This is a genomic window from Microbacterium sp. P5_B6, from assembly GCF_056400345.1.
Map to the genome: position 1 here is coordinate 573282 of NZ_JBFULL010000002.1, position 20638 is coordinate 593919.

Annotated in this window: 16 protein-coding genes and 1 other RNA gene; 7 read left to right on the top strand and 10 right to left on the bottom strand. The window is 67.8% G+C overall.

Features of this window, described 5'->3' with window-relative positions; translation table 11 throughout:
* Positions 1–32: 32 nt before the first annotated feature.
* Positions 33–1055 carry a sugar-transfer associated ATP-grasp domain-containing protein gene (locus AC1DP3_RS04420; RefSeq protein ID WP_477291652.1) on the top strand — a complete coding sequence of 341 codons (1023 nt, stop codon included), beginning with the start codon at positions 33–35 and terminating at the stop codon, positions 1053–1055.
* Positions 1056–1224: 169 nt separating this feature from the next.
* Here AC1DP3_RS04420 and AC1DP3_RS04425 read toward each other — a convergent pair whose 3' ends face one another.
* The 3 genes from AC1DP3_RS04425 to AC1DP3_RS04435 form a co-directional block, all read right to left on the bottom strand.
* A complete protein-coding gene (locus AC1DP3_RS04425; RefSeq protein WP_477291654.1) occupies positions 1225–1923 on the bottom strand; it encodes a coenzyme F420-0:L-glutamate ligase in 699 nt (232 codons plus the stop codon).
* Positions 1920–3266, bottom strand: a complete 1347-nt coding sequence (locus AC1DP3_RS04430) for an RNA polymerase sigma factor (protein WP_477291656.1) — start codon at positions 3264–3266, stop codon at positions 1920–1922. Before AC1DP3_RS04430 ends, AC1DP3_RS04425 begins: the two co-directional genes overlap by 4 nt.
* A gap of 205 nt (positions 3267–3471) precedes the next feature.
* Complete coding sequence (locus tag AC1DP3_RS04435; protein WP_477291658.1) at positions 3472–4392, bottom strand: proteasome assembly chaperone family protein; 921 nt, start codon at positions 4390–4392, stop codon at positions 3472–3474.
* Positions 4393–4512: 120 nt separating this feature from the next.
* On the opposite strand from AC1DP3_RS04435, the gene AC1DP3_RS04440 reads away from it, so the two are divergent.
* The 3 genes from AC1DP3_RS04440 (at position 4513) to sucB (ending at position 9184) form a co-directional block, all read left to right on the top strand.
* A complete protein-coding gene (locus AC1DP3_RS04440; RefSeq protein WP_477291660.1) occupies positions 4513–5991 on the top strand; it encodes a leucyl aminopeptidase in 1479 nt (492 codons plus the stop codon).
* Entirely contained in the window at positions 5988–7361 is a 1374-nt protein-coding gene (gene lpdA / locus AC1DP3_RS04445) for a dihydrolipoyl dehydrogenase (protein WP_477291662.1), read from the top strand. The genes AC1DP3_RS04440 and lpdA overlap by 4 nt, the downstream gene beginning before the upstream one ends.
* A 65-nt stretch (positions 7362–7426) precedes the next feature.
* The gene (gene sucB / locus AC1DP3_RS04450) at positions 7427–9184 is read left to right on the top strand and encodes a 2-oxoglutarate dehydrogenase, E2 component, dihydrolipoamide succinyltransferase (RefSeq protein WP_477291664.1); all 1758 of its coding nucleotides are present in this window, start codon (positions 7427–7429) and stop codon (positions 9182–9184) included.
* A gap of 1 nt (position 9185) precedes the next feature.
* Here sucB and AC1DP3_RS04455 read toward each other — a convergent pair whose 3' ends face one another.
* Positions 9186–10508 carry a hypothetical protein gene (locus tag AC1DP3_RS04455; protein WP_477291666.1) on the bottom strand — a complete coding sequence of 441 codons (1323 nt, stop codon included), beginning with the start codon at positions 10506–10508 and terminating at the stop codon, positions 9186–9188.
* 126 nt (positions 10509–10634) lie between these two features.
* Between AC1DP3_RS04455 and AC1DP3_RS04460 the strand changes: the two genes are divergently transcribed.
* Entirely contained in the window at positions 10635–11345 is a 711-nt protein-coding gene (locus AC1DP3_RS04460) for a DUF4191 family protein (protein WP_477291668.1), read from the top strand.
* Positions 11346–11414: 69 nt separating this feature from the next.
* On the opposite strand, the gene AC1DP3_RS04465 is transcribed toward AC1DP3_RS04460, so the two are convergent.
* Positions 11415–11807, bottom strand: coding sequence for an RDD family protein (locus tag AC1DP3_RS04465; protein ID WP_477291669.1), 393 nt, complete (start codon positions 11805–11807; stop codon positions 11415–11417).
* Positions 11808–11940: 133 nt separating this feature from the next.
* Between AC1DP3_RS04465 and glnA (AC1DP3_RS04470) the strand changes: the two genes are divergently transcribed.
* Positions 11941–13365, top strand: a complete 1425-nt coding sequence (glnA, locus tag AC1DP3_RS04470; RefSeq protein ID WP_477291671.1) for a type I glutamate--ammonia ligase — start codon at positions 11941–11943, stop codon at positions 13363–13365.
* A gap of 240 nt (positions 13366–13605) precedes the next feature.
* Here the strand turns inward: glnA (AC1DP3_RS04470) and AC1DP3_RS04475 are convergent, their stop codons facing one another.
* The 4 genes from AC1DP3_RS04475 to AC1DP3_RS04490 all read right to left on the bottom strand — a co-directional run bounded on the left by AC1DP3_RS04475 (position 13606) and on the right by AC1DP3_RS04490 (position 19401).
* The gene (locus tag AC1DP3_RS04475; protein ID WP_477291673.1) at positions 13606–14589 is read right to left on the bottom strand and encodes an acyltransferase family protein; all 984 of its coding nucleotides are present in this window, start codon (positions 14587–14589) and stop codon (positions 13606–13608) included.
* A gap of 178 nt (positions 14590–14767) precedes the next feature.
* The gene (locus AC1DP3_RS04480) at positions 14768–17800 is read right to left on the bottom strand and encodes a bifunctional [glutamine synthetase] adenylyltransferase/[glutamine synthetase]-adenylyl-L-tyrosine phosphorylase (RefSeq protein WP_477291675.1); all 3033 of its coding nucleotides are present in this window, start codon (positions 17798–17800) and stop codon (positions 14768–14770) included.
* A gap of 15 nt (positions 17801–17815) precedes the next feature.
* The gene (gene glnA / locus AC1DP3_RS04485; protein WP_477291676.1) at positions 17816–19153 is read right to left on the bottom strand and encodes a type I glutamate--ammonia ligase; all 1338 of its coding nucleotides are present in this window, start codon (positions 19151–19153) and stop codon (positions 17816–17818) included.
* Positions 19154–19182: 29 nt separating this feature from the next.
* Positions 19183–19401 (bottom strand): SPOR domain-containing protein, encoded by a 219-nt coding sequence (locus AC1DP3_RS04490; protein ID WP_477291678.1) that lies wholly within the window; start codon positions 19399–19401, stop codon positions 19183–19185.
* A gap of 64 nt (positions 19402–19465) precedes the next feature.
* Here AC1DP3_RS04490 and ppgK point away from each other — a divergent pair, with 64 nt between their 5' ends.
* Complete coding sequence (ppgK, locus tag AC1DP3_RS04495; RefSeq protein ID WP_477291680.1) at positions 19466–20230, top strand: polyphosphate--glucose phosphotransferase; 765 nt, start codon at positions 19466–19468, stop codon at positions 20228–20230.
* 9 nt (positions 20231–20239) lie between these two features.
* On the opposite strand, the gene rnpB is transcribed toward ppgK, so the two are convergent.
* Positions 20240–20606: RNase P RNA component class A (gene rnpB / locus AC1DP3_RS04500), an RNA gene on the bottom strand.
* Between the last annotated feature and the right edge of the window lie 32 nt (positions 20607–20638).

Below are 20638 nucleotides of genomic sequence, written 5' to 3' on the forward strand. Positions count from 1 at the left end.
CGGGGTCCCCCATCGCCTACCCTGGAGCACCCATGCCTCGGAAGGGCCTCGGCATCGCGCCGCGCCTTCGCTACCTCGCTGGACGCGCCCGTCGCATCGACGTCGGATCGGTCGTGGTGCGCGCGAAGGAGGCGTCGCACCAGCACGGCAGATGGACCCCACGGGTCGTCGTAGACATGCTCTGGCAGGCGGGATTCCGCAATGTCGGCTTCCAGGACTACATCGATTACGACTTCGCGATCCTCAACAGCTCCGAGCGCGCGACGTACATGACCCACCCCGTCTCGAACCAGCTGTCGCAGAAGTACGACCACCCTGATTACCGCGGGCTGTTCCAGGACAAGATCGAGTTCAACCGCGTCTTCAGCGATCACCTGCACCGGGATTGGATGATCGTCGACGGGGGCAACGCCGATGAGGTGCGCGCGTTCGCCGAGCGCCACGGGACGATCGTGACCAAGGAGCCCGTGGGCCAGGCGGGCACCGGCGTGCATCGCTATCACGCGAGTGACATCGATGACTGGGATGACTTCCATCGCGGCCTTCTCGCACGTGGTGAACTTCTCATCGAGGAGGTCATCGTGCAGCACGCCGACCTCGCCGCGGTGTGTCCGGGAACGGTCAACACGACCCGTGTGACGGCCTTCTTCGACGGAGAGAAGACCCACATCCTGGCGGTCGCCCAGAAGTTCGGGCGCGGCGCCGTGAGCGACCAGATGACGTATGGCGGCTTCTACACGATGCTCGACGATTCCGGTCGCGCACTCGGCAAGGGCTACGACTCGCACGAGAACATCCATGAGTTCCACCCCGAGTCGGGTGTCCGCATCGCCGATTTTCGGCTGCCGCTGATGGACGAGGTCGTCTCCTTCGTCGACCGGGTGGCGCGCGTCGTGCCGCAGGTGCAGTACGTCGGGTGGGACATCGTGGTGACCCCGACGGGTCCCGTCCTCGTGGAGGGGAACTGGGCCGCCGGCGTCTACGAGAACAAGCCGAGCGCGACCGGCATCCGGACCGGTCACAAGCCCCGCTATCGCGCGGCGATCGGTTTTTGAGCCGGGTCGGGTCAATGCGAGCGAAGCCCGCGTTGACGCGACTGCGGCTCAAGGTGGTGTAGCGCGCGGAGCGTGCGTATCGAGACCTCCCGCCTCTTCTCGGGGGTTCGAGCCGCTCATCTGAAAGGCCCGGCCTCCCGAGGGGAGCCGGGCCTTTCACAATGAGCTGTCAGCTCGCGCGAACCACGCCGAGCGGGGTCGACTGATGTCCCTGGCCCAGGGGGTTGTCGCGAAGGATCGTGACGAGCTGCTTCTCGCCGTCCTTCGTCAGCGTCGAGCCCAGGATGTTGCCGCCGATGTCGTTGATGTCGACGACAGCGACATCCGCGGTGCCCCCGAGGAGCCCCTTAAGGCGCTGCGCCACGTCGCGCGGACGGTCCGGTCCGAGCACGACGGCCTTGTTGTACGGCGGGATGGTGCCGCTCGTCGGGCCGTCGATCGCGCGTGCTTTGTCGCCGGCGATCCGGTAGAAGTCGCCCTTGCGCCCGAACGCCTTCGTCACTGCCGCGACGGAGGCCGCGAAGAGGATACGCAGCGTGCCGCACTCGCGGATCGCCATCTCCATCGTCTCGGGCATGCCGAGACCGATGCCGTACGGCGTCTTGACGACGTACTTCGAGAGGAAGAAGGCGAGCTTGCGCGGCGTGATCGAGTCCACCGGGAAGGAGCGACCCTGTGTGATCGCGACGATCTTCTCGGTCACGAAGAGGATGTCACCCGGCCGCAGGACGTCAGCCGCGTATTCGCGCACGAAGGCGTCGAGGTCGTCTCCGGGCATGACCACGCGCGTCCTGATGGGGATGCGTGAGAAGGTCCTGCCTTCCAGGTCGACAGTCAGCGCCTTGCCGGCGTTGGCCTCGCCGGTCATTCGAGGTAGTCCCGCAGCGACTGCGAACGCGACGGGTGGCGGAGCTTGGCCATCGTCTTCGACTCGATCTGACGGATGCGCTCGCGCGTCACGCCGAAGGTGTCGCCGATCTGGTCGAGCGTCTTGGGCTGGCCGTCGCCGAGTCCGAAGCGCATGCGGATGACACCCGCCTCGCGCTCGGAGAGCGAGTCGAGGAGGGACTCCAGCTGACGCTGCAGCATCGTGAAGCCCACGGCATCGGCCGGGACGACCGCTTCGGTGTCTTCGATCAGGTCGCCGAACTCGCTGTCGCCGTCCTCGCCGAGGGGGGTGTGCAGCGAGATGGGCTCACGGCCGTACTTCTGCACCTCGATGACCTTCTCAGGGGTCATGTCGAGTTCGCGGCTGAGCTCTTCGGGCGTGGGTTCGCGACCCAGGTCCTGGAGCATCTGGCGCTGCACGCGCGCGAGCTTGTTGATGACCTCGACCATGTGGACGGGGATGCGGATCGTGCGGGCCTGGTCGGCCATCGCACGCGTGATCGCCTGCCGGATCCACCAGGTCGCATACGTCGAGAACTTGAAGCCCTTGGTGTAGTCGAACTTCTCGACCGCACGGATGAGGCCGAGGTTGCCCTCCTGGATGAGATCCAGGAACTGCATCCCGCGCCCGGTGTAGCGCTTGGCGAGCGAAACGACCAGGCGAAGGTTCGCCCCGAGCAGGTGCGACTTGGCACGCTGGCCGTCACGCGCGACCCACTGCAGATCGAGCCCGAGCTGGTTGGACTTCTCCGCCGCGGTCATGTGCGACAGCTTCTCTTCGGCGAACAGACCCGCCTCGATCCGCATCGCCAGCTCGACCTCTTCCGCCGCGTTCAGCAGCGGAACCTTGCCGATCTGCTTCAGGTAGTCCTTGACGGGGTCGGCGGTCGCACCGGTGATCATCGTCGAGTAGACGGGGACGTCGTCCTCATCGGTCGACGAAATGACGATCGCACCGGTGGGCAGCGGATCGCTGAAGGACGGCTTCGTCGTCTCGTCGTCGTCGTCATCGTCAGCGCCATCCGCATCGGCGTCAGCGACGACCTCAGCCGAGTCCTTGGCAGTCGCGGCGGCGGCCACGGGCGCCGACTCGTCGTCGACGTCGACGTCGACGAGTTCGGCCTCGTCGCCGAGTTCGACTTCGTCTTCATCCTCGTCGGGGGCGGCGGCCTTCGCGGCCTTGGCCCGAGACGCCTTGGCAGGCGCAGCCTTCGCCGGCGCGCGCTTGGCCGGGGCTGCCTTCTTGGGGGCCTCCTCAGCGGGGGCCTCGACCTCGGTGTCCTTCGCTGCTCGGGATCGAGGTTTCGTGGTGCTCGAAGTCACGTTTCGCCTTTCACCGACGGGCGTGTTCCATGCCCCCCGGTCGTTTTGGACACTAGTAAGACCCTTGTCAAGTCCTCAGCCCCCGAAGCAAAACCTCGTGGACCGCGATGACAATGGGTCAGATTGTCTATTGTCTCACACTCGCCACGCTCTGATGGCGGAAGACACAGTCAATACAACGAGCCGGATGCGTCAGGCATTCCCGTCAGGGACGTTTGTCGTCGTCGCCGAGCGGGCGGGTCGCGAGGAATCGCTCCAGCTCGGCCGCGAGTTCGTCCGCGCTCGGGAGATCACCGGTGTGGATGATCGGAGTCGCAAGGGTGGAACCGGCCATATAGGCGTCGTAACGATCCTCGAGTCCGTGCAGCATCCGCGAAAGCTCCTCGCTCTCGGCGACCTGCTCCTCCACCTTGGTGAGGTATTCGCGGTTCTGCTCGCGCAGATCGTCGCCGGCGAAGACCAGTCCGGTGGCGACGGTGATGCTGTCCAGCGCGGCGAGCGTCGCAGCGGGGTACTCGGTGTCTCCGAGGTAGTGCGGCACCAGCAGCACGAAGCCCGCGATGGCGAACCCCTCCTCGGACAGCCGGTATTCGAGGAGGTGACCAGCAGTCGCCGGCACTTGCGTGTGGGGCTGCCACACCGAATGCGCCTCTGTGAGGTCCTTGCGCGTCCCGCTGACAGTGGTGCCGATCGGCCGCGTATGCGGCACGGGCATCGGGATGGCGTGCACCCATGTGACCGTCGAGACTGCGAGGCCGGTCGCGAAGTCGCGCACCGCAGCCGCGAAGCCGTCCCATGCGAAATCCGGTTCGTACCCCGCGAGGATCAGGAACGGCTGGCCCACGGAGTCATGAGCGAGCGACAGCTCGAGCCGGGGCGGGCGATAGTCGGTGAGGTGATCCTGATCGAACGAGATCACCGGACGTCGTGCGCGATAGTCGAGCAGCACGTCGTTGGAGAAGACAGCGAGAGGCGTCGGGTCGAGCTCGTCGCGCAGGTGGTCGACGAGACCGCTGACAGCGGAGCCGGCATCCGTGAACCCGGTGAGGGCGATGACGAGCGGCAAACCCGAAGGCACCGGCGGTGCCGAGACGGCGCGCTCGTAAAGGGGTCCGGATTGCGGCATGGTTCCATGCTACGAGGCGCGTCCGGAGCGGGGGAGCACGGCATCCCGCTGACAGCGAACAGCGCACCCGCGTCGCCCGACTGCCCGCTCGTCGGGCGGTCGAAAACTAGGATGGCACCCATGTCGTTTCCCGACCTCGAGTACCGAACCGATCCGATCCGAGAGACGGATGCCGATGCCGTCCTCCTCGCGCTGCCTCCGCTGGACGCAGGCGACGCGCCGACCCTGGAGGATTGGCCCGGGCTCCGCGATGCGCTCCTGGGCACGGGCTTCACCGGCGCTCCCTCGTCGTTCCAGCGGGTCTACGCGCCGGAAAGCACGAGCCTTCCGCTCGCTGTCGTCGGCACCGGGACCTCTCCGAGCGCCGCAGCCCTGCGCGACGCGGTGGGCGCGGGCATCCGCACCCTCACCGGCTTCGCCACCGTAGCCGTGGCCGCACCTGCCGCCGACCCGGACCTCTGGTCCGCCGCGGCCGAGGGTGCGACGCTCGGCGGCTACCGCTTCGACGGCTACAAGGCCGAAGGACCGAAGTCGCGGGCGTCCAAGGTGCGGGTCCACGGAACGAAAGACGCGGAGCCGCACGCGGTGGCCGCGGTGACAGCCACGGCATCCGCTGTCGCTCTCGTCAAGGACCTCGTCTCGATCCCCGCCGAGTGGCTCGGCCCGGCCGACTTCGCCGACCGTGCGACCATCAGCGTCGCCGACCTTCCCGTCACCGTCGAGGTGCTGGACGAGGTGACGATGCGCGCCGAGGGCTACGGCGGAATCCTCGGCGTGGGTCAGGGCTCGGATCGTCCGCCCCGCATGGTGCGGCTGGACTACGCACCCGAAGGGGCTGCACGCCATGTCGCGCTCGTGGGCAAGGGAATTACGTTCGACACCGGCGGGCTCTCTCTGAAGCCCCCAGCCTCGATGGTGGGCATGAAGTACGACATGTGCGGCGCGGCGACGGCGCTGGCCGTGCTGCGCGCCGTGGCGACGCTCGGCCTCCCGATCCGCGTCAGCGCCTGGCTCTGCGTGGCCGAGAACATGCCTTCGGGTCGAGCGACCAGACCGGGCGACGTGCTGCGGATGCTGGACGGCTCGACGGTGGAGGTCCTCAACACGGACGCCGAGGGCCGACTTGTGCTGGCGGATGGACTGGTCGCTGCGAGCCGCGAGCATCCCGATGTGGTGGTGGATGTCGCGACGCTGACAGGGGCGATCACCGTCGCGCTCGGCAACAGGCATGCCGGGGTCATGGGCGAGGACGACGCGGTGGGGCGGTACCTCTCCGCCGCCGAAGACGTCGACGAGCTCGCCTGGCGGCTCCCCCTCCCCGCCCACATGCGCGAAGACCTCGACTCGCCGATCGCGGATCTCGTCAATGCGAAGATCGGCGACCCCGCCGGCGGATCGCTGTTCGCCGGGCTCTTCCTGCAGCACTTCGTCGGACGCACCTCGGACGCGGCCGACGCGCCGCGAATCCCGTGGGTCCACCTCGACATCGCCGGCGTGGGCATGAACAAGGGCGGCGGCTTCGGGTTCACCGACAAGGGACCGACCGCGGCCACTGTGCGCTCACTCATCCGCTTCATCGAAAAGGAGTCGGTCCGATGACCGACCAGGCATTCGATGTCGTCGTGCTCGGAGGTGGGAGCGGCGGATACGCCGCGGCCATCCGAGCGGCCGAGCTGGGCAAGTCCGTGGCGCTCATCGAGAAGGACAAGGTGGGCGGCACCTGCCTTCATAAGGGCTGCATCCCGACGAAGGCTCTGCTGCACGCCGCCGAGGTGGCCGACAGCGCGCGGGAGGCCGAGTCGATCGGCGTCCGCGCGACTTTCGAGGGGATCGACACGGCCGGTGTCCGGACCTACCGCGAGGGCATCGTCGCCAAGAAGTTCAGGGGACTCGAAGGACTGGTCAAGGCGCGCGGCATCACGGTCGTCGCGGGTGAAGGACGCCTGGCGGCCGATCGGGCAGTGCTGGTCGGCCAGGACCGGTACGTGGGGGCGGATGTCATCCTCGCCACGGGTTCGTACAGCCGCACGCTTCCCGGCCTCGAGATCGGCGGCCGCATCCTGTCGAGCGAAGAGGCGCTCGACCTGAGCGAGGTCCCCCGTCGCGTGACGGTGATCGGGGGCGGTGTCATCGGCGTCGAGTTCGCGAGCGTATGGCGATCCTTCGGCGCCGAGGTCACGATCGTGGAGGCGCTCGACCATCTGGTGCCCGTTGAGGACCCCTCTGTCAGCAAAGCGCTGGAGCGCGCCTACCGCCGACGTGGCATCGCCTACTCACTCGGCGTGCGCTTCTCCGGGGTGACCCAGACCGCCGATGCCGTCACCGTGACGCTCGAGGATGGCAAGACCTTCGAGTCCGACTATGTGCTGGTCGCCGTGGGCCGAGGACCATCGACCAGGGGGCTCGGCTACGAGGAGGCGGGCATCGCGCTCGACCGCGGCTTCGTCGTGACAGACGGACGGCTCCGCACATCTGTGGAACGCGTCTGGGCCGTCGGCGACATCGTCGCGGGTCCGCAGCTTGCGCACCGGGGCTTCCAGCAGGGGATCTTCGTCGCCGAGCAGATCTCGGGGCTCTCCCCCGTCGCCGTCCCCGACGCGCATATCCCCAAGGTCACCTATTCACGGCCCGAGGTCGCGTCGGTCGGGCTCACCGAGCCGCAGGCCGCGGATGCGCATGGCGCCGAAGCGATCGTCGCCTATGAGTACAACCTGGCCGGGAATGGCAAGAGCGAGATCCTCGGAACCTCGGGCATCGCCAAGGTGATCCGGCTCAAGGACGGACCGGTGCTGGGAGTGCACCTCGTCGGCGATCGCGTCGGCGAACTCATCACGGAAGGGCAGCTGGCCGTGGGATGGGAAGCTCATCCCGAGGACATCGCACCGTTCCTTCACGCGCATCCGACGCAGAGCGAAGCGCTGGGCGAGGCGTTCCTCGCCCTGGCCGGCAAGCCCCTGCACGCGCTGTGAACTCCGACCCTCATACGGCATCACTAAGCTAGTCACGATATTCGGCATCTGAAGGAGACAGTCCCATGAGCACTTCCGTGGTCCTCCCCGCGCTCGGCGAGAGCGTCACCGAGGGAACGGTCACCCGTTGGCTCAAGAAGGTCGGAGACACCGTTCAGGCGGACGAAGGACTTCTGGAGATCTCCACCGACAAAGTGGACACCGAGATCCCCTCCCCCGTGACCGGGGTCATCGAGGAGATCCTCGTCCAGGAAGACGAGACGGTCGAGGTGGGGGCGATTCTCGCGAAGATCGGCGACGGCTCGTCCGCCCCCGACGCCGCTCCCGCACCAGCCGCCGCTGAGGCCGAGCCCGCCGCTGAAGCAGCTCCGGCCCCGGCCGAATCAGCTCCCGCCGCCGAGGCCGCTCCTGCTCCCGAGGCCGCTCCCGCCCCCGAACCGGCCGCACCTGCGCCGGCTGCAGCATCCGGCGGCAAAGAGATCCTCCTCCCGGAGCTCGGCGAAAGCGTCACCGAGGGGACGATCACGCGCTGGCTCAAGCAGGTCGGCGACCAGGTCGAGACCGACGAACCGCTTCTCGAGATCTCGACCGACAAGGTCGACACCGAGATCCCTTCCCCGATCAGCGGCGTCCTCCAGGAGATCCTGGTGAAGGAGGACGAGACCGTGGCGGTCGGCACCGCGCTCGCCCGCGTCGGCGATGCCGCTCCTGCTGCGGCCGAGCCGGCCCCGGCACCCGCGCCTGCCGCAGCCCCTGCTCCTGCCGCACCCGCACCGGCGGCGGAGGCTCCGCCCGCGCCCGCCCCCGCGCCCGCTGAACCTCAGGCGGCTCCCCCGGCAGAGGCGGCTCCCGCGCCTGCTCAGCCGGCGCCGGCTCCCGCCGCTCCCGCAGCGCCGGCTGCCGAAGAGTCCGACGGCCCGACCTACGTGACCCCGCTCGTCCGCCGACTCGCGCAGCAGCAGGGCGTCGACCTCAACCGCGTGACCGGAACCGGCGTCGGAGGGCGAATCCGCAAGGAGGACGTCCTCAAGGCGGCCGAGGCGAGCGCCGCTCCGGCCGCGCCTGAGGCAGCGGCCGCCGCTGCTGCTCCCGCGCTCGAGGTCTCGCCCCTCCGCGGTACGACCCAGCCGATGTCGCGCCTGCGCAAGGTGCTCGCCGAGCGTGCCGTCGCGTCGATGCAGGCCACCGCGCAGCTGACGACCGTCATCGAGGTCGACGTCACGAAGCTCGCCAACTTCCGCGACAAGGTCAAGAATGACTTCCTCGCCAAGACCGGCGACAAGCTCTCGTTCCTCCCCTTCTTCGCGCTCGCGGCGGCTGAGGCTCTCCAGGCCTTCCCCATCGTGAACTCGACGGTGGACGATGGTCAGATCGTCTACCCGGCCAGCGAGAACCTCTCGATCGCGGTCGACACGGAGCGCGGTCTGCTCACTCCCGTGCTGCGGGATGCAGGCTCGAAGAACCTCGCGCAGATCGCTCACGAGATCGCAGATCTCGCGGGTCGCACGCGCAACAACAAGCTCAAGCCCGACGAGCTGGCCGGCGGAACCTTCACCCTCACCAACACGGGATCGCGCGGCGCGCTCTTCGACACGCCGGTCGTGTTCCTGCCGCAGTCGGCGATCCTGGGCACAGGTGTCGTCGTCAAGCGCCCGGGCGTCGTGACGGTCGACGGCAAGGACGCGATCTCGGTTCGCTCCTATGTGTACCTCGCGCTTTCGTACGATCACCGCATCATCGACGGCGCGGACGCCGCCCGGTTCCTGGGTGCTGTGAAGGCTCGCCTCGAAGCCGCGCAGTTCGAGGGCAACCTCGGCATCTGAGTCACTGTGGCTGATCCGCGACGTCGTGCACGTCGCGGATCAGCCATTTCTCGTCCTGGCGCACGATGACCACGAGTTGCACGTCGCCCTCATCCGCGACTGACGTGACGCGGAGAACGGCGGCGCCTCCGAAGTCGTCCACCAGCACGATATCCCGGTCCCCTGCTGCGAGATCGAGCGGGCCCGGGGACAATGCCCGCGACGACTCCTCGACAACCCCGGCGAGGCATGCCGGGTCTCCCTCGCAGCTCGCGCGGACCGTCAAGAGGTCGTCGAGCACCTGCTCCAAGCCGGACCCGACGATGGGCGCTGACTCGGCGGAGGCTCTCGACCCCACATCGGCCGGCGCAGCCGCCTGACCCGCGGATGGCTCTTTCGACGCGTGGCCGTCCGCCGAAGCGCTCGCGGACGGTCGGTCAGGCTGGGCGGTCGCGGGTCCCCCCGCAGGCCACATGAGGCCCGCCGCCACGACAGCCCCCGCCACCAGTCCGGCCACCGCCAGAGGCCGCTTTCGCGAATGGGGGCGCTCGGCGCGGAACCGCCGCCAGAGGGCCGTCGTGACCTGGGAGAACGCGTCCGCGAGGTCGGAATCGACGTGCCGAGCAAGGCGCCCCACAAGCGTTTCCTCGCCGTACGCCACCTCTTCGAAGGACGGGGGTCGATGAGACAGGGCCGCCTCCCGCGCCCGGCGCGGAGCGAACACGGTGGTGGCGAGCGGCTCCGGCGTGCCGGCCGCGAACAGCGCCTGCTCGAGCCGCGCGTGATTCCGACTGAGCCGCGCGGAGTCCGTCGTCGTCTCGACCACCTCGGCGATGACGCCACCCAGGCGTCGGCCGGCGCGCTCCTCGAGCGCCGCGAGGACATTGTGCGTCACGTCCCGGATCGGCCGGCCTTCACGGGTGAGCGCGAACACCGGCCTCCCGCCTTCGGTCAGCCACCATTCGCCGGAGGAGTCGATCGAGTCCGGAAGCCGGGATGCATCCCCCATGCCTCGCAGCATGCTGACTGCCAGCGTGATCCTCTCCCCATCGGTCAGCGGCGTCTCCTCTCGCCGGCGGAGGAACTCTTCGAGGCGCTCGGTGCACGGGGTCAGAGAGACGAGATGCCCGTCGGATCTGCGCACGACGTCTGCAGGCGCCAGCAGATGCCCGTCGGCGTCCGCAAGCCAACCGGGCCAGTTCTCGCCTAGTGCGTCGACCTCGACGAGGAGCACAGTGCCCGTGACGTCGTGGTGTGCGAGCGTCCCGGGCCAGGGTGTCTCGAGGGGCGAGTCCACGCGGCGGATGAGCCGGTAAGCGTCGAGGAGCGGATCAGGGTCAGGCACAGCCACAGTCTCCGCGCCGGCCACCGCCTCTCAGCACGCCGATCGATTCTTGGAGGACAGATCTCCCACCCGTCGCCCTGGGGAGGAGAGCAGTCGAAGGGTTCCCCCGAAAGGTAGGCTGAAGTCATGTCCGGCCGTTCGAGCGCGCCCGAGAAGCGTCCTGGCTTCTTCAATCAGCTGCGCACCCTCTACACGTTCACCCACAAGTCCTTCCGCTGGCTCCCCTGGGTGCTCGCGGGGATCTTCGTCCTCTCGATCGGGGTGGGCGTCGCCGTAGGCTTCCTCATCCCTCCCGTGGCGTGGTGGAGCATTCTGCTGTGGGCCGTCACGGGCGTCATGCTCGGCATCCTGATCTCCCTCACCACGATGACGCGGCTCTCCACGAAGGCGATGTACCGCCAGATCGATGGGATGCCGGGCGCCGCCGGACACGTTCTGTCGACGTCGCTGGGCCGCAACTGGACGGCGAGCGAGATGCCGGTCGGCGTGAACCCCAAGACCCAGGACGCCGTGTACCGCGTCGTGGGCCGTGGCGGAGTCGTCATCGTCGCCGAAGGCGCGCGCGGCCGCCTTTCCCGCCTCGTCAACGACGAGCGCTCCAAGGTGCAGCGCGTCGCATCCGGTGTCCCCGTCACGGTCATCTATGTCGGACACGGGGAGGGCGACGTCACGATCGCCAAGCTCGCCGGAACCATCAAGGCCCTTCCGAAGAAGATCGACCGCACGACGCAGTCTGCCGTGATCAAGCGGGTGGAATCGGTGTCGCAGTCACTCGCGTCGCTTCCGATCCCCAAAGGCGTCGATCCCACGAAGGCCCGCGCTCCGCGCCCTCGCTAGCCACGCGGCGCCTGAAGGCCGGTGCACGCAGCCCGGTGAGCCGGTGAGCCTGCAGCTGAGAAGCGACCCTCAGGAGCGAACGAGGATCGTCCCGGCCGCTTTGTCGTGAAGTCCTCGCTGGTCGGCGTCCCAGATGACGGCGGGGATCACGAACACCAGCAGCAGCGACCGCACGATGGGGCGCCACAGGCCGACCCATGCGCCGTCGACCCGAGCCGTGCGAAGCCCGAAGAGGCGGTGACCCGGGCTGCCCTGCAGCGTCGGGATGAACACGATCTGGATGATGGCGAAGATCGCGAGGATGGCGAGCGGATCCCATCCCCAGAAGCCGGAGATCAGGTACGCGGCGCCGTAGTCGATCACGAGCGCACCGCTTCGCCGACCCAGCCGGGCGATGGAACCCCTGCCCTCCCGAGGCAATCCGAGCCGCTCGCCGGGGTAGGTCTCGCCAGTGTGGGTCACCGGACAAGGGTATCCAGCGTCGCGTAACATGCCGGAAACATTGCGGTCACTGCCGGGCAATGCCTTCTCGGTACGGTGCAATGAGCCGCCGTGGATGGGCGGCACTTCCCGATGCCCTACCTCTGGAGACTCGATGTTCAATGATTCCTCCGAGGTGCTGAAGTACATCAAGGACGAGGACGTCAAGTTCCTCGACATCCGTTTCACGGATCTTCCTGGCGTGCAGCAGCACTTCAACATCCCCGCCGCAACAGTCGACGAGGAGTTCTTCACCATCGGGCAGTTGTTCGACGGCTCTTCCATCCGCGGATTCGCCAACATCCACGAATCCGACATGCAGCTCATCCCCGACGTGTCGACGGCCTACCTCGACCCGTTCCGGGAGGCGAAGACGCTGATCATGGTGTTCGACATCTACAACCCGCGCAACGGCGAGATCTACTCGAAGGATCCCCGTCAGGTCGCCAAGAAGGCTGAGAAGTACCTCGCCTCCACCGGCATCGCCGACACCGCGTTCTTCGCCCCCGAGGCGGAGTTCTACATCTTCGACGACGTCCGCTACGAGGTGAAGCAGAACTCCAGCTTCTACTCCGTCGACTCCGAAGAAGGCGCCTGGAACACGGGCCGCATCGAAGAGGGCGGCAACCTCGGCAACAAGACGCCCTACAAGGGCGGCTACTTCCCGGTCTCCCCGGTCGACAAGCAGGCCGATCTGCGCGACGACATCAGCCTGAAGCTGATCGAGGCAGGACTCATCCTCGAGCGCGCGCACCACGAGGTGGGCACGGGCGGCCAGGCTGAGATCAACTACCGCTTCGACACGATGGTGCACGCCGCGGACGACATCCTGAAGTTCAAGTACATCGTCAAGAACACGGCCGAGCAGTGGGGCAAGTCCGCCACGTTCATGCCGAAGCCGCTCTTCGGCGACAACGGCTCGGGCATGCACACCCACCAGTCGCTGTGGAGCGAAGGCAAGCCCCTCTTCTACGACGAGAAGGGCTACGGCGGCCTGTCCGACATCGCCCGCTGGTACATCGGCGGCATCCTGGCTCACGCGCCCGCGGTGCTGGCCTTCACCAACCCGACGCTCAACAGCTACCACCGCCTGGTGAAGGGCTTCGAGGCGCCGGTCAACCTCGTGTACTCGGCCGGCAACCGCTCCGCGGCCATCCGCATCCCGATCACGGGCACCAACCCCAAGGCCAAGCGCATCGAGTTCCGCGCGCCGGACGCTTCGGGAAACCCCTACCTGGCCTTCGCGGCACAGCTCATGGCCGGCCTCGACGGGATCAAGAACCGCATCGAGCCGCACGAGCCTGTCGACAAGGACCTGTACGAGCTTCCGCCTGAGGAGGCCAAGGGCATCCCCCAGGTGCCGAACTCGCTGCAGGACTCGCTCGACGCCCTCGCGGCCGACCACGCCTTCCTCCTCGAGGGCAACGTCTTCACCGCAGAGCTGATCGAGACGTGGATCGACTACAAGGTCGAGAACGAGATCAAGCCGCTCGCGCAGCGTCCGCACCCGTTCGAGTACGAGCTGTACTACGGGGTTTAGGCCCGGATACCCGCGTACCCCGCGGGTATAAGGGCTCGAACCGGGACACGGTCCCAGAAGAGTCCTCGCTTGCGCCTCACTCCTCACCCGAGCACGCGCAATCTGCGCCATCCAAGGAGCGCCGCCCGCCGAGAAATCGGCGGGCGGCGCTCTGCTGTTGATGCGGTCGGTGGGCGCGGCGAGGCGGGCCACCCACGGCATCCCTCGTCTGCTCGCGTGAGCCGCTCAGGGCCGAGTGGTTCAGACGACTTCGGCTGAGTCGGAGTGAGTTGCCGTCCTCGTTTCACCGCCGGCGATTTCCGCCATCGCCGGGCGAGGCGGGGCGCCACGCAACCGCCGCTCGGCCGGACGCTCCACGGCGTTGTAAAAGCCGGCAGACAGCACGATCGCCACGACGACGAACGCGAGGTCCACACCTGCACGGACGACGAGCGGGCTCGCACCCACCCACGGTGGGAGGAAGTTGCTCAACAGCAGGGCGAGGAGCCAATGGGTCAAGTACAGCGCGAACGACCACTCTCCCAGCAGGCGCAGAGGGCGCGAGCGCAGCGCCCCGCCCTTCTTGTCGATGTCCGCCTGAGCAGCAGTCGCGATCACGAACAGGATCAGCGGCAGCAGAACGGCATCCTCGACGCCTCGGCCCGGCACAGTCCCCGTGGCGATATCAATGGAGAAGACGCCGACGAAACCGAGACAGAGAAGCCCCGCGGATAACCCGACCGACTGTCCGAACCGTCGCCCGGACAGCATCCACTGCGCAAGAACGCAGCCGGCGAGAAACCCGACGAGACGCGTTGGCGGAAAGATGTGGACGAGGAACCAAGCCGTGCTCTCGTTGGACACAAGCGCTGTGATAGCTGCCGCCAGAACGAGGTTCAGCACGATCGCGGCAGCGAACGCGATCCCAGCGCCGCGATCACCGAGGCGACGAAGGAGGGGGATCGCGAACGGGAACAGCAGGTAGAAGAGCAGCTCGCAGGAGAGCGACCAGCTTGGTGAGTTCATTCCGAAGAAGATCTCCGGGACGGGAACCCAGGCCTGAACGAGCAAGACGTTGCTCGCCAGCTCGGCCCTCGAGATGCCCCAGCCGACGAGCAGGAGAACCGGGATCGACAGGAGCATCGTCGTGAAGTGCATCGGGTAGACGCGCGCGAACCGCCTGCGATAGAACCGCACCGCGGTGTCGGTCGGCCTGTGCGACCAGGTCAGAATGAAGCCCGACAACGCGAAGAGAACCCGACACCAGCGGCCCCCATCGCATCGGTCGGCGACAGGTCGGCGGACGGCGCGAGACCGTAGGGCGCGTGGCAAAGCACCACAGCGAGAGCGGCGAAGAACCGCAACGACGTCAGTCGCTCGAGGTGGGGACGCGGCGCGGTCACATCCGGGCCCTGGCGCCCTTTCATCGTTCTCGGCCCGGGCGGCCCGCCGCGCCCTGATCACCGTAGAAGAGCTGCTCGAACAGCCGGCGGGCTCGGCGGGTCGCGGCGAGATAGTCCTCTTCGACCTGGCTCGCCGAGCGCGGCGGATACTCGAGGAGGCGTCCGATGCCGTCGAGCCGCTTCCGGTCGACGGGGAGCACATCGCTCGTCTGCCCGGACAGCAGGGTGTTCGCAGACCTCAGGCGGCTCGCCAGCCTCCAGGATGCCGCGAGGCGGTCCGCTGCGGGCTCGGGAATGAGACCTTCCGCCGTGGCGACCCGCAGCGCCTTCATCGTCGATGTCGTACGCAGACCCGGGATGCGGTGGGCGTGCTCGAGCTGGAGCAGCTGCACGAGCCACTCCACGTCACTGAGCGAGCCGGGCCCCAGCTTCAGGTGGCGCGCGGGATCGACACCCTGCGGCAGCCGCTCGCTCTCCACTCGGGCCTTGATCCGCTTGATCTCACGAACAGCTTGAGGATCGACGGATGCCGGATACCGAACCTCGTCGGCGAGGGCGGTGAACTCGCGAATGAGCTTGACGCTCCCCGCCACGCCGCGTGCACGCAAGAGGGCCTGCGCCTCCCAGGACTGGGACCAGCGACGGTAGTACGCGACGTAGGCGTCCAGGGAACGGGCAAGTGGGCCGTTGCGTCCCTCAGGCCGAAGATCCGCATCCAAGTCGAGCGGCACGCGCGGGTCTTCGGAGTGGCGGCGGAGAGCCGTCACGAGCTGCAGCGCGAGCTCGCTGGCGCGCTGGGGATCCACGCCGTTGGGCCGGTAGATGTACATGACGTCGGCATCCGAGCCGAATCCCAGTTCGCCGCCACCGAAGCGCCCCATCGCGATGACGGAGAAATCCAAACCCGCGTCCTCGGGCGGGACGACCTCGCGGCGCACGGCACGCAGCGTCGCCTGGATGGCGACTTCGGTGATCGTCGTGAGCGACACTGCGAGCTCTTCCACCGAGATCACCCCGAGGATCGCTGCCATGGCCGTGCGCAGCAGCTCACGGCGACGCAGGGTCCGCACGGAGCGCATGGCGTCTTCGATCCCGTCATGGCGCATCTGGATCGCCCGCGCCTCCTGCTGCAGGGCGACCCCCGAGCGCGGTTTGAGCTGCTCATCGTCATCGAGCCAGGCGACCGACTCGGGCGTCCACTCCATGAGCTCCCCGACATAGCGCGAGCCCGACAGCACGCGCGTGAGACTCTCGGCGGCCGCCGACGAATCGCGCAGCATCCGGAGGAACCAAGGACTGTTGCCGAGCCGCTCACTGATGCGGCGGAAGGCGAGCAGCCCGTAATCGGGGTCTGCGCCATCGGCGAACCACCGGATCATGACCGGCATGAGATGGCGCTGGATCGTGGATTTCCGGCTCAGCCCCGTCGTGAGCGCGGCGATATGGCGAAGCGCGCCGGCAGGATCGGCGAAGCCGATCGCGGCGAGCCGGTCGTGTGCCTGCTCGGTGGAGAGTGCGCGTTCCTCAGCGGGAAGTGCGGCGACCGCCGAGAGCAGCGGTCGATAGAAGAGACGGACATGGATGTCGCGGACCTCGCGCTTGACCGACTCCCAGACCTCCCACACCCCCTGACCCGTGTCGGCCAGGCGTGAAGCGCGCGCGAGCACCCGCAGCTCGTCGGGACGAGAGGGCATCAGGTGCGTGCGCCGCAGCTGACGGAGCTGAACGCGATGCTCCAGCACGCGCAGCACGCGGTAGTCGCGTGCGAAGGTGGCGGCATCCGATCGCCCGATGTATCCCTCCGCGACCAGCGCGTCCAAGGCCTCGAGCGTGCCGCGCTGTCGGATGCGGTCATCGCTGAGGCCATGGACGAGCTGCAGCAGCTGGACTGTGAACTCGATGTCGCGGATGCCGCCAGGACCGAGCTTGAGCTGGTGCGGGAGCTCACCGGACGGGATGTGCTCCGTCACCCGCTCGCGCATCCGCTGCACGTTGTCCACGAAGTTCTCGCGAGCGGCGCTCGTCCACACCTTGGGCTGGACTGCCCCGATGTAGGCGGCACCGAGCTCGACGTCCCCTGCGATCGGACGGGCCTTGAGAAGCGCCTGGAACTCCCAGCCCTTCGCCCAACGGTCGTAGTAGGACAGGTGCGAGTCGAGCGTGCGCACGAGTGCGCCCTGTTTGCCTTCCGGTCGAAGGTTCGCGTCGACCTCCCACAGAGCGGGCTCGATCTCGGCTCCGGAGACCCCCCGCATCGTGAGCACGGCCAGCCTCGTGGCGATGTCGACCACACGGCTCTCGCCGACCTGCTCGAGCAGCTCGTCGTCGGCACTGGCGACGAAGATGACGTCCACGTCGCTCACGTAGTTGAGCTCGCGAGCCCCGGTCTTGCCCATGCCGATGATCGAAAGGCGCGTCCGGGCGACGTGATCGTGAGGGAGGGCGCCGGAGCCCGCGGAGATCTTCGTCCGCGCCACGGCGAGCGAGGCCTCGAGCGCCGCGCCGGCGGCATCCGCGAGGATCCCTGCCACCGAGGCGAGCTCGTCGACCGGATTCGCCGCGAGAAGATCGAAGGCGGCGATCCTGGCCAGCATCGTGCGGTAGCGGACGCGCAGCGCCAGCCAGGCCTGCTCGTCTCCGGTGGCGGCGAATCCGCCGTGTGCGCCCACGGAGTCGAGCAGCCCAGAGACGAGCTCCTCTGTGCCCGGAAGGGCGTCTCCGGCGCCCGCGAGGGCGGCGAGCTCTTCGGGATGCCGCAGATAGAAGTCGCCGAAGCCCGAGGAAGCCCCCAGCAGCGCCCACAGCGCGCGCCATCCGCGGGCATCTCCGCGGAGCTCGCGTACGGGGGCAGGGTCACGGCGGGAGATGCGTGCGAGCGCGCCGAGCGCGGCGTCCGGATCGGCCGCCGAAGCCACGGCATCTGTCAGCAGCGCGTCCCGGTTGAGGCCGAGGGTCTGCTCGAGCTCGTCGAGCAGATCGGCTGCCGCAGCAAGGTCGCCGAAGCCGAGTCGTGCCAGCCCCGTGAGGGCTGTGGACCGTTCGCTAGCCGACATCGTCCCGGACGGGAGTCAGAGCATTTCGAGGTTGCTCTTGAGCTCGAACGGCGTCACCTGGCTGCGGTACTCCTGCCACTCCGTACGCTTGTTGAGGAGCACGTAGTTGAAGACCTGCTCGCCGAGCGTTTCGGCGACGAGCTCGGACTCCTCCATGTACTCGAGCGCGTGGTCGAGGCTCGCAGGCAGCGGCGCGTAGCCGAGCGCCCGCCGCTCGCCGTCGGTCAGCGACCAGACGTTGTCTTCGGCCTCGGGCGGGAGCTCGTACTCCTCCTCGATGCCCTTCAGCCCGGCCGCGAGCATGAGCGCATACGCGAGGTAGGGGTTCGCCGCGGAGTCGAGGGCGCGGTACTCGACGCGCGAGGACTGGCCCTTGCTCGGCTTGTAGAGAGGCACCCGGACGAGGGCCGAGCGATTGTTGTGACCCCAGCAGATGAAGCTCGGAGCTTCGTCGCCGCCCCACAGCCGCTTGTAGGAGTTCACGAACTGGTTGGTGACGGCCGAGATCTCATTGGCGTGCCGGAGGAGACCCGCGATGAACTGCCGGCCGACCTTGGAGAGCTGGTACTGCGCACCCTCTTCGTAGAACGCGTTGACGTCGCCCTCGAACAGAGACATGTGCGTGTGCATGCCGCTTCCGGGCTGACCGCTGATCGGCTTCGGCATGAACGTCGCGTAGACGCCCTGCTCGATGGCGACCTCTTTGATGACCGTGCGGAAGGTCATGATGTTGTCGGCCGTCGCCAGAGCGTCGGCGTACCGCAGGTCGATCTCGTTCTGACCCGGCCCGCCCTCGTGATGGCTGAATTCGACGGAGATCCCGAGGTCTTCCAGCATCCGCACCGACCGACGACGGAAGTCGTGGGCCGTTCCGCCGGGAACGTTGTCGAAGTAGCCGGCGGAGTCGACCGGCTCAGGCCCGTCGGCGCCGAACGACGACGACTTGAGCAGATAGAACTCGATCTCGGGGTGCGTGTAGAACGTGAATCCGGCATCGGCGGCCTTCGCCAGCGCGCGCTTGAGCACGTGGCGCGGATCGGCGACCGCGGGCTGCTCGTCGGGCGTGGTGATGTCGCAGAACATCCGCGCCGTCGGATCGATCTCGCCGCGCCACGGCAGGATCTGGAACGTCGTGGGGTCTGGATGCGCCAGAAGGTCCGACTCGTAGGAACGGGTCAGTCCCTCGATCGCGGAGCCGTCGAAGCCCAGCCCCTCGCTGAACGCGCCTTCGACCTCGGCGGGCGCGATCGCGACCGACTTCAGGGTGCCGATGACGTCGGTGAACCACAGGCGGACGAACTTGACGCCCCGTTCCTCGATCGTGCGCAGAACGAAGTCACGCTGCTTGTCCATCTGATCCTCTCGCGGCCGTCAGGGCCAGCCTATTGGGCGTTGTCGTCCGTCGCGGACGAGCCCCACGCGTCATCGCGCGCCTCATCCTCGGCCCAGGCCCGCGAGCGTTCGCGCAGGACCTGAGGGGCGTTGGCGGCCTCTTCCTCGGTCTCGAAGGGCCCGGCCCGATCAATCGCGGGAGACTCGAAGCCCTTCTCGACCTTTCCCGTCGTCAGGTTGTACCAGTACTTCTCACTGCCACCGGTCATGGATCCCCCTTCGGTCCCTCCCGATCCTACTGATCGCCCGGCCGGCGCTGGATAGGCTGAGCGCATGGGAGCGAAGGCGAAACGCGCGGTCGGTGTGGACATCGGCGGCACCGGAATCAAAGCGGGCATCGTGGATCTGGAAGCGGGAGCCCTGGCGAGCGACCGCGTCAAGGTCGCCACCCCCGCCGGCGCCGAACCGGCCGACGTGCTGCTCGCTGTCCGCGCAGTCCTCCAGACGCTGGGCGTGGCGGATGATCACGACGTGCATCTCGGTGTGGCGTTTCCTGCGATCGTCAAGGGCGGCCGGACGCTTTCAGCCGCGAACGTCTCGGACAAGTGGATCGGGTTCGAGGCGGAGAAGTTCTTCGAGGACGGCTTGGGACGCGGCATCCACTTCGCCAATGATGCGGATGTCGCGGGCGTGGCCGAACTTCGCTACGGGGCGGCCAAGGACCAGAGCGGCCTCGTGATCCTCACGACGCTCGGCACCGGGATCGGCTCGGCGATGATCTACGACGGAGTGCTGGTGCCCAACAGCGAGCTGGGCCACCTCCAGCGTGCCAAGGAGAAGGGGGATGCCGAGTCCTATGCGGCGTACTCCGCGATGGAGCGCGAAGACCTGAGCTGGGAGGCATGGTCCGAGCGCCTCGAGTGGTACTACCGCTACGTCGAGTTCCTGTTCAGCCCCGACCTGTTCATCGTCGGCGGCGGCGTCTCGAAGCACTCGGCGAAGTTCCTGCCGCTGCTCGACATCCAGACACCGATCGTGCCCGCGGTGCATCGCAACAACGCGGGGATCATCGGGGCCGCCGCGCTGGCGCTCGGCTGACCGAGAGGGCGAATGGGCCGGCCTGTACGCCGGGTTCTGTCCGGGGGCGGAAGCCCCGTGGACGGTCATCTCTCTCGGCGACACGTTGCCGTGCCGCTCCAGCGGCCTACCCGAGGACTCGGCGAGCCGCGTCAGCATCCTCTGTCTGGCCTTGCTCCGGGCGAGGTTTACCTTGCGAGTCGTGTCACCACGACCCCGGTGGTCTCTTACACCGCCGTTTCACCCTTACCGCGACCGAAGTCGCGGCGGTCTGTTCTCTGTGGCACTGTCTCGCGGATCACTCCGGGTGGGTGTTACCCACCGCCCTGCCCTGTGGAGCCCGGACGTTCCTCGGCACTGCAGTCACCCGCAGCGACGCGACCGTCCAGCCGACCCATTCGCGTGTCGATTTTAGCCGTCCGCGCCGGT

What these genes read in the sequence shown, in the direction of transcription:
- ppgK (WP_477291680.1), top strand. Translation starts at nt 19,466, where the DNA reads ATGGGAGCGAAGGCGAAACGCGCGGTCGGTGTGGACATCGGCGGCACC.
- AC1DP3_RS04425 (WP_477291654.1), bottom strand. Translation starts at nt 1,923, where the DNA reads ATGACCGGCGAGGCCAACGCCGGCAAGGCGCTGACTGTCGACCTGGAA.
- AC1DP3_RS04440 (WP_477291660.1), top strand. Translation starts at nt 4,513, where the DNA reads ATGTCGTTTCCCGACCTCGAGTACCGAACCGATCCGATCCGAGAGACG.
- AC1DP3_RS04460 (WP_477291668.1), top strand. Translation starts at nt 10,635, where the DNA reads ATGTCCGGCCGTTCGAGCGCGCCCGAGAAGCGTCCTGGCTTCTTCAAT.
- lpdA (WP_477291662.1), top strand. Translation starts at nt 5,988, where the DNA reads ATGACCGACCAGGCATTCGATGTCGTCGTGCTCGGAGGTGGGAGCGGC.
- glnA (WP_477291676.1), bottom strand. Translation starts at nt 19,153, where the DNA reads ATGGACAAGCAGCGTGACTTCGTTCTGCGCACGATCGAGGAACGGGGC.
- AC1DP3_RS04480 (WP_477291675.1), bottom strand. Translation starts at nt 17,800, where the DNA reads ATGTCGGCTAGCGAACGGTCCACAGCCCTCACGGGGCTGGCACGACTC.
- sucB (WP_477291664.1), top strand. Translation starts at nt 7,427, where the DNA reads ATGAGCACTTCCGTGGTCCTCCCCGCGCTCGGCGAGAGCGTCACCGAG.
- glnA (WP_477291671.1), top strand. Translation starts at nt 11,941, where the DNA reads ATGTTCAATGATTCCTCCGAGGTGCTGAAGTACATCAAGGACGAGGAC.
- AC1DP3_RS04490 (WP_477291678.1), bottom strand. Translation starts at nt 19,401, where the DNA reads ATGACCGGTGGCAGTGAGAAGTACTGGTACAACCTGACGACGGGAAAG.
- AC1DP3_RS04420 (WP_477291652.1), top strand. Translation starts at nt 33, where the DNA reads ATGCCTCGGAAGGGCCTCGGCATCGCGCCGCGCCTTCGCTACCTCGCT.
- AC1DP3_RS04435 (WP_477291658.1), bottom strand. Translation starts at nt 4,392, where the DNA reads ATGCCGCAATCCGGACCCCTTTACGAGCGCGCCGTCTCGGCACCGCCG.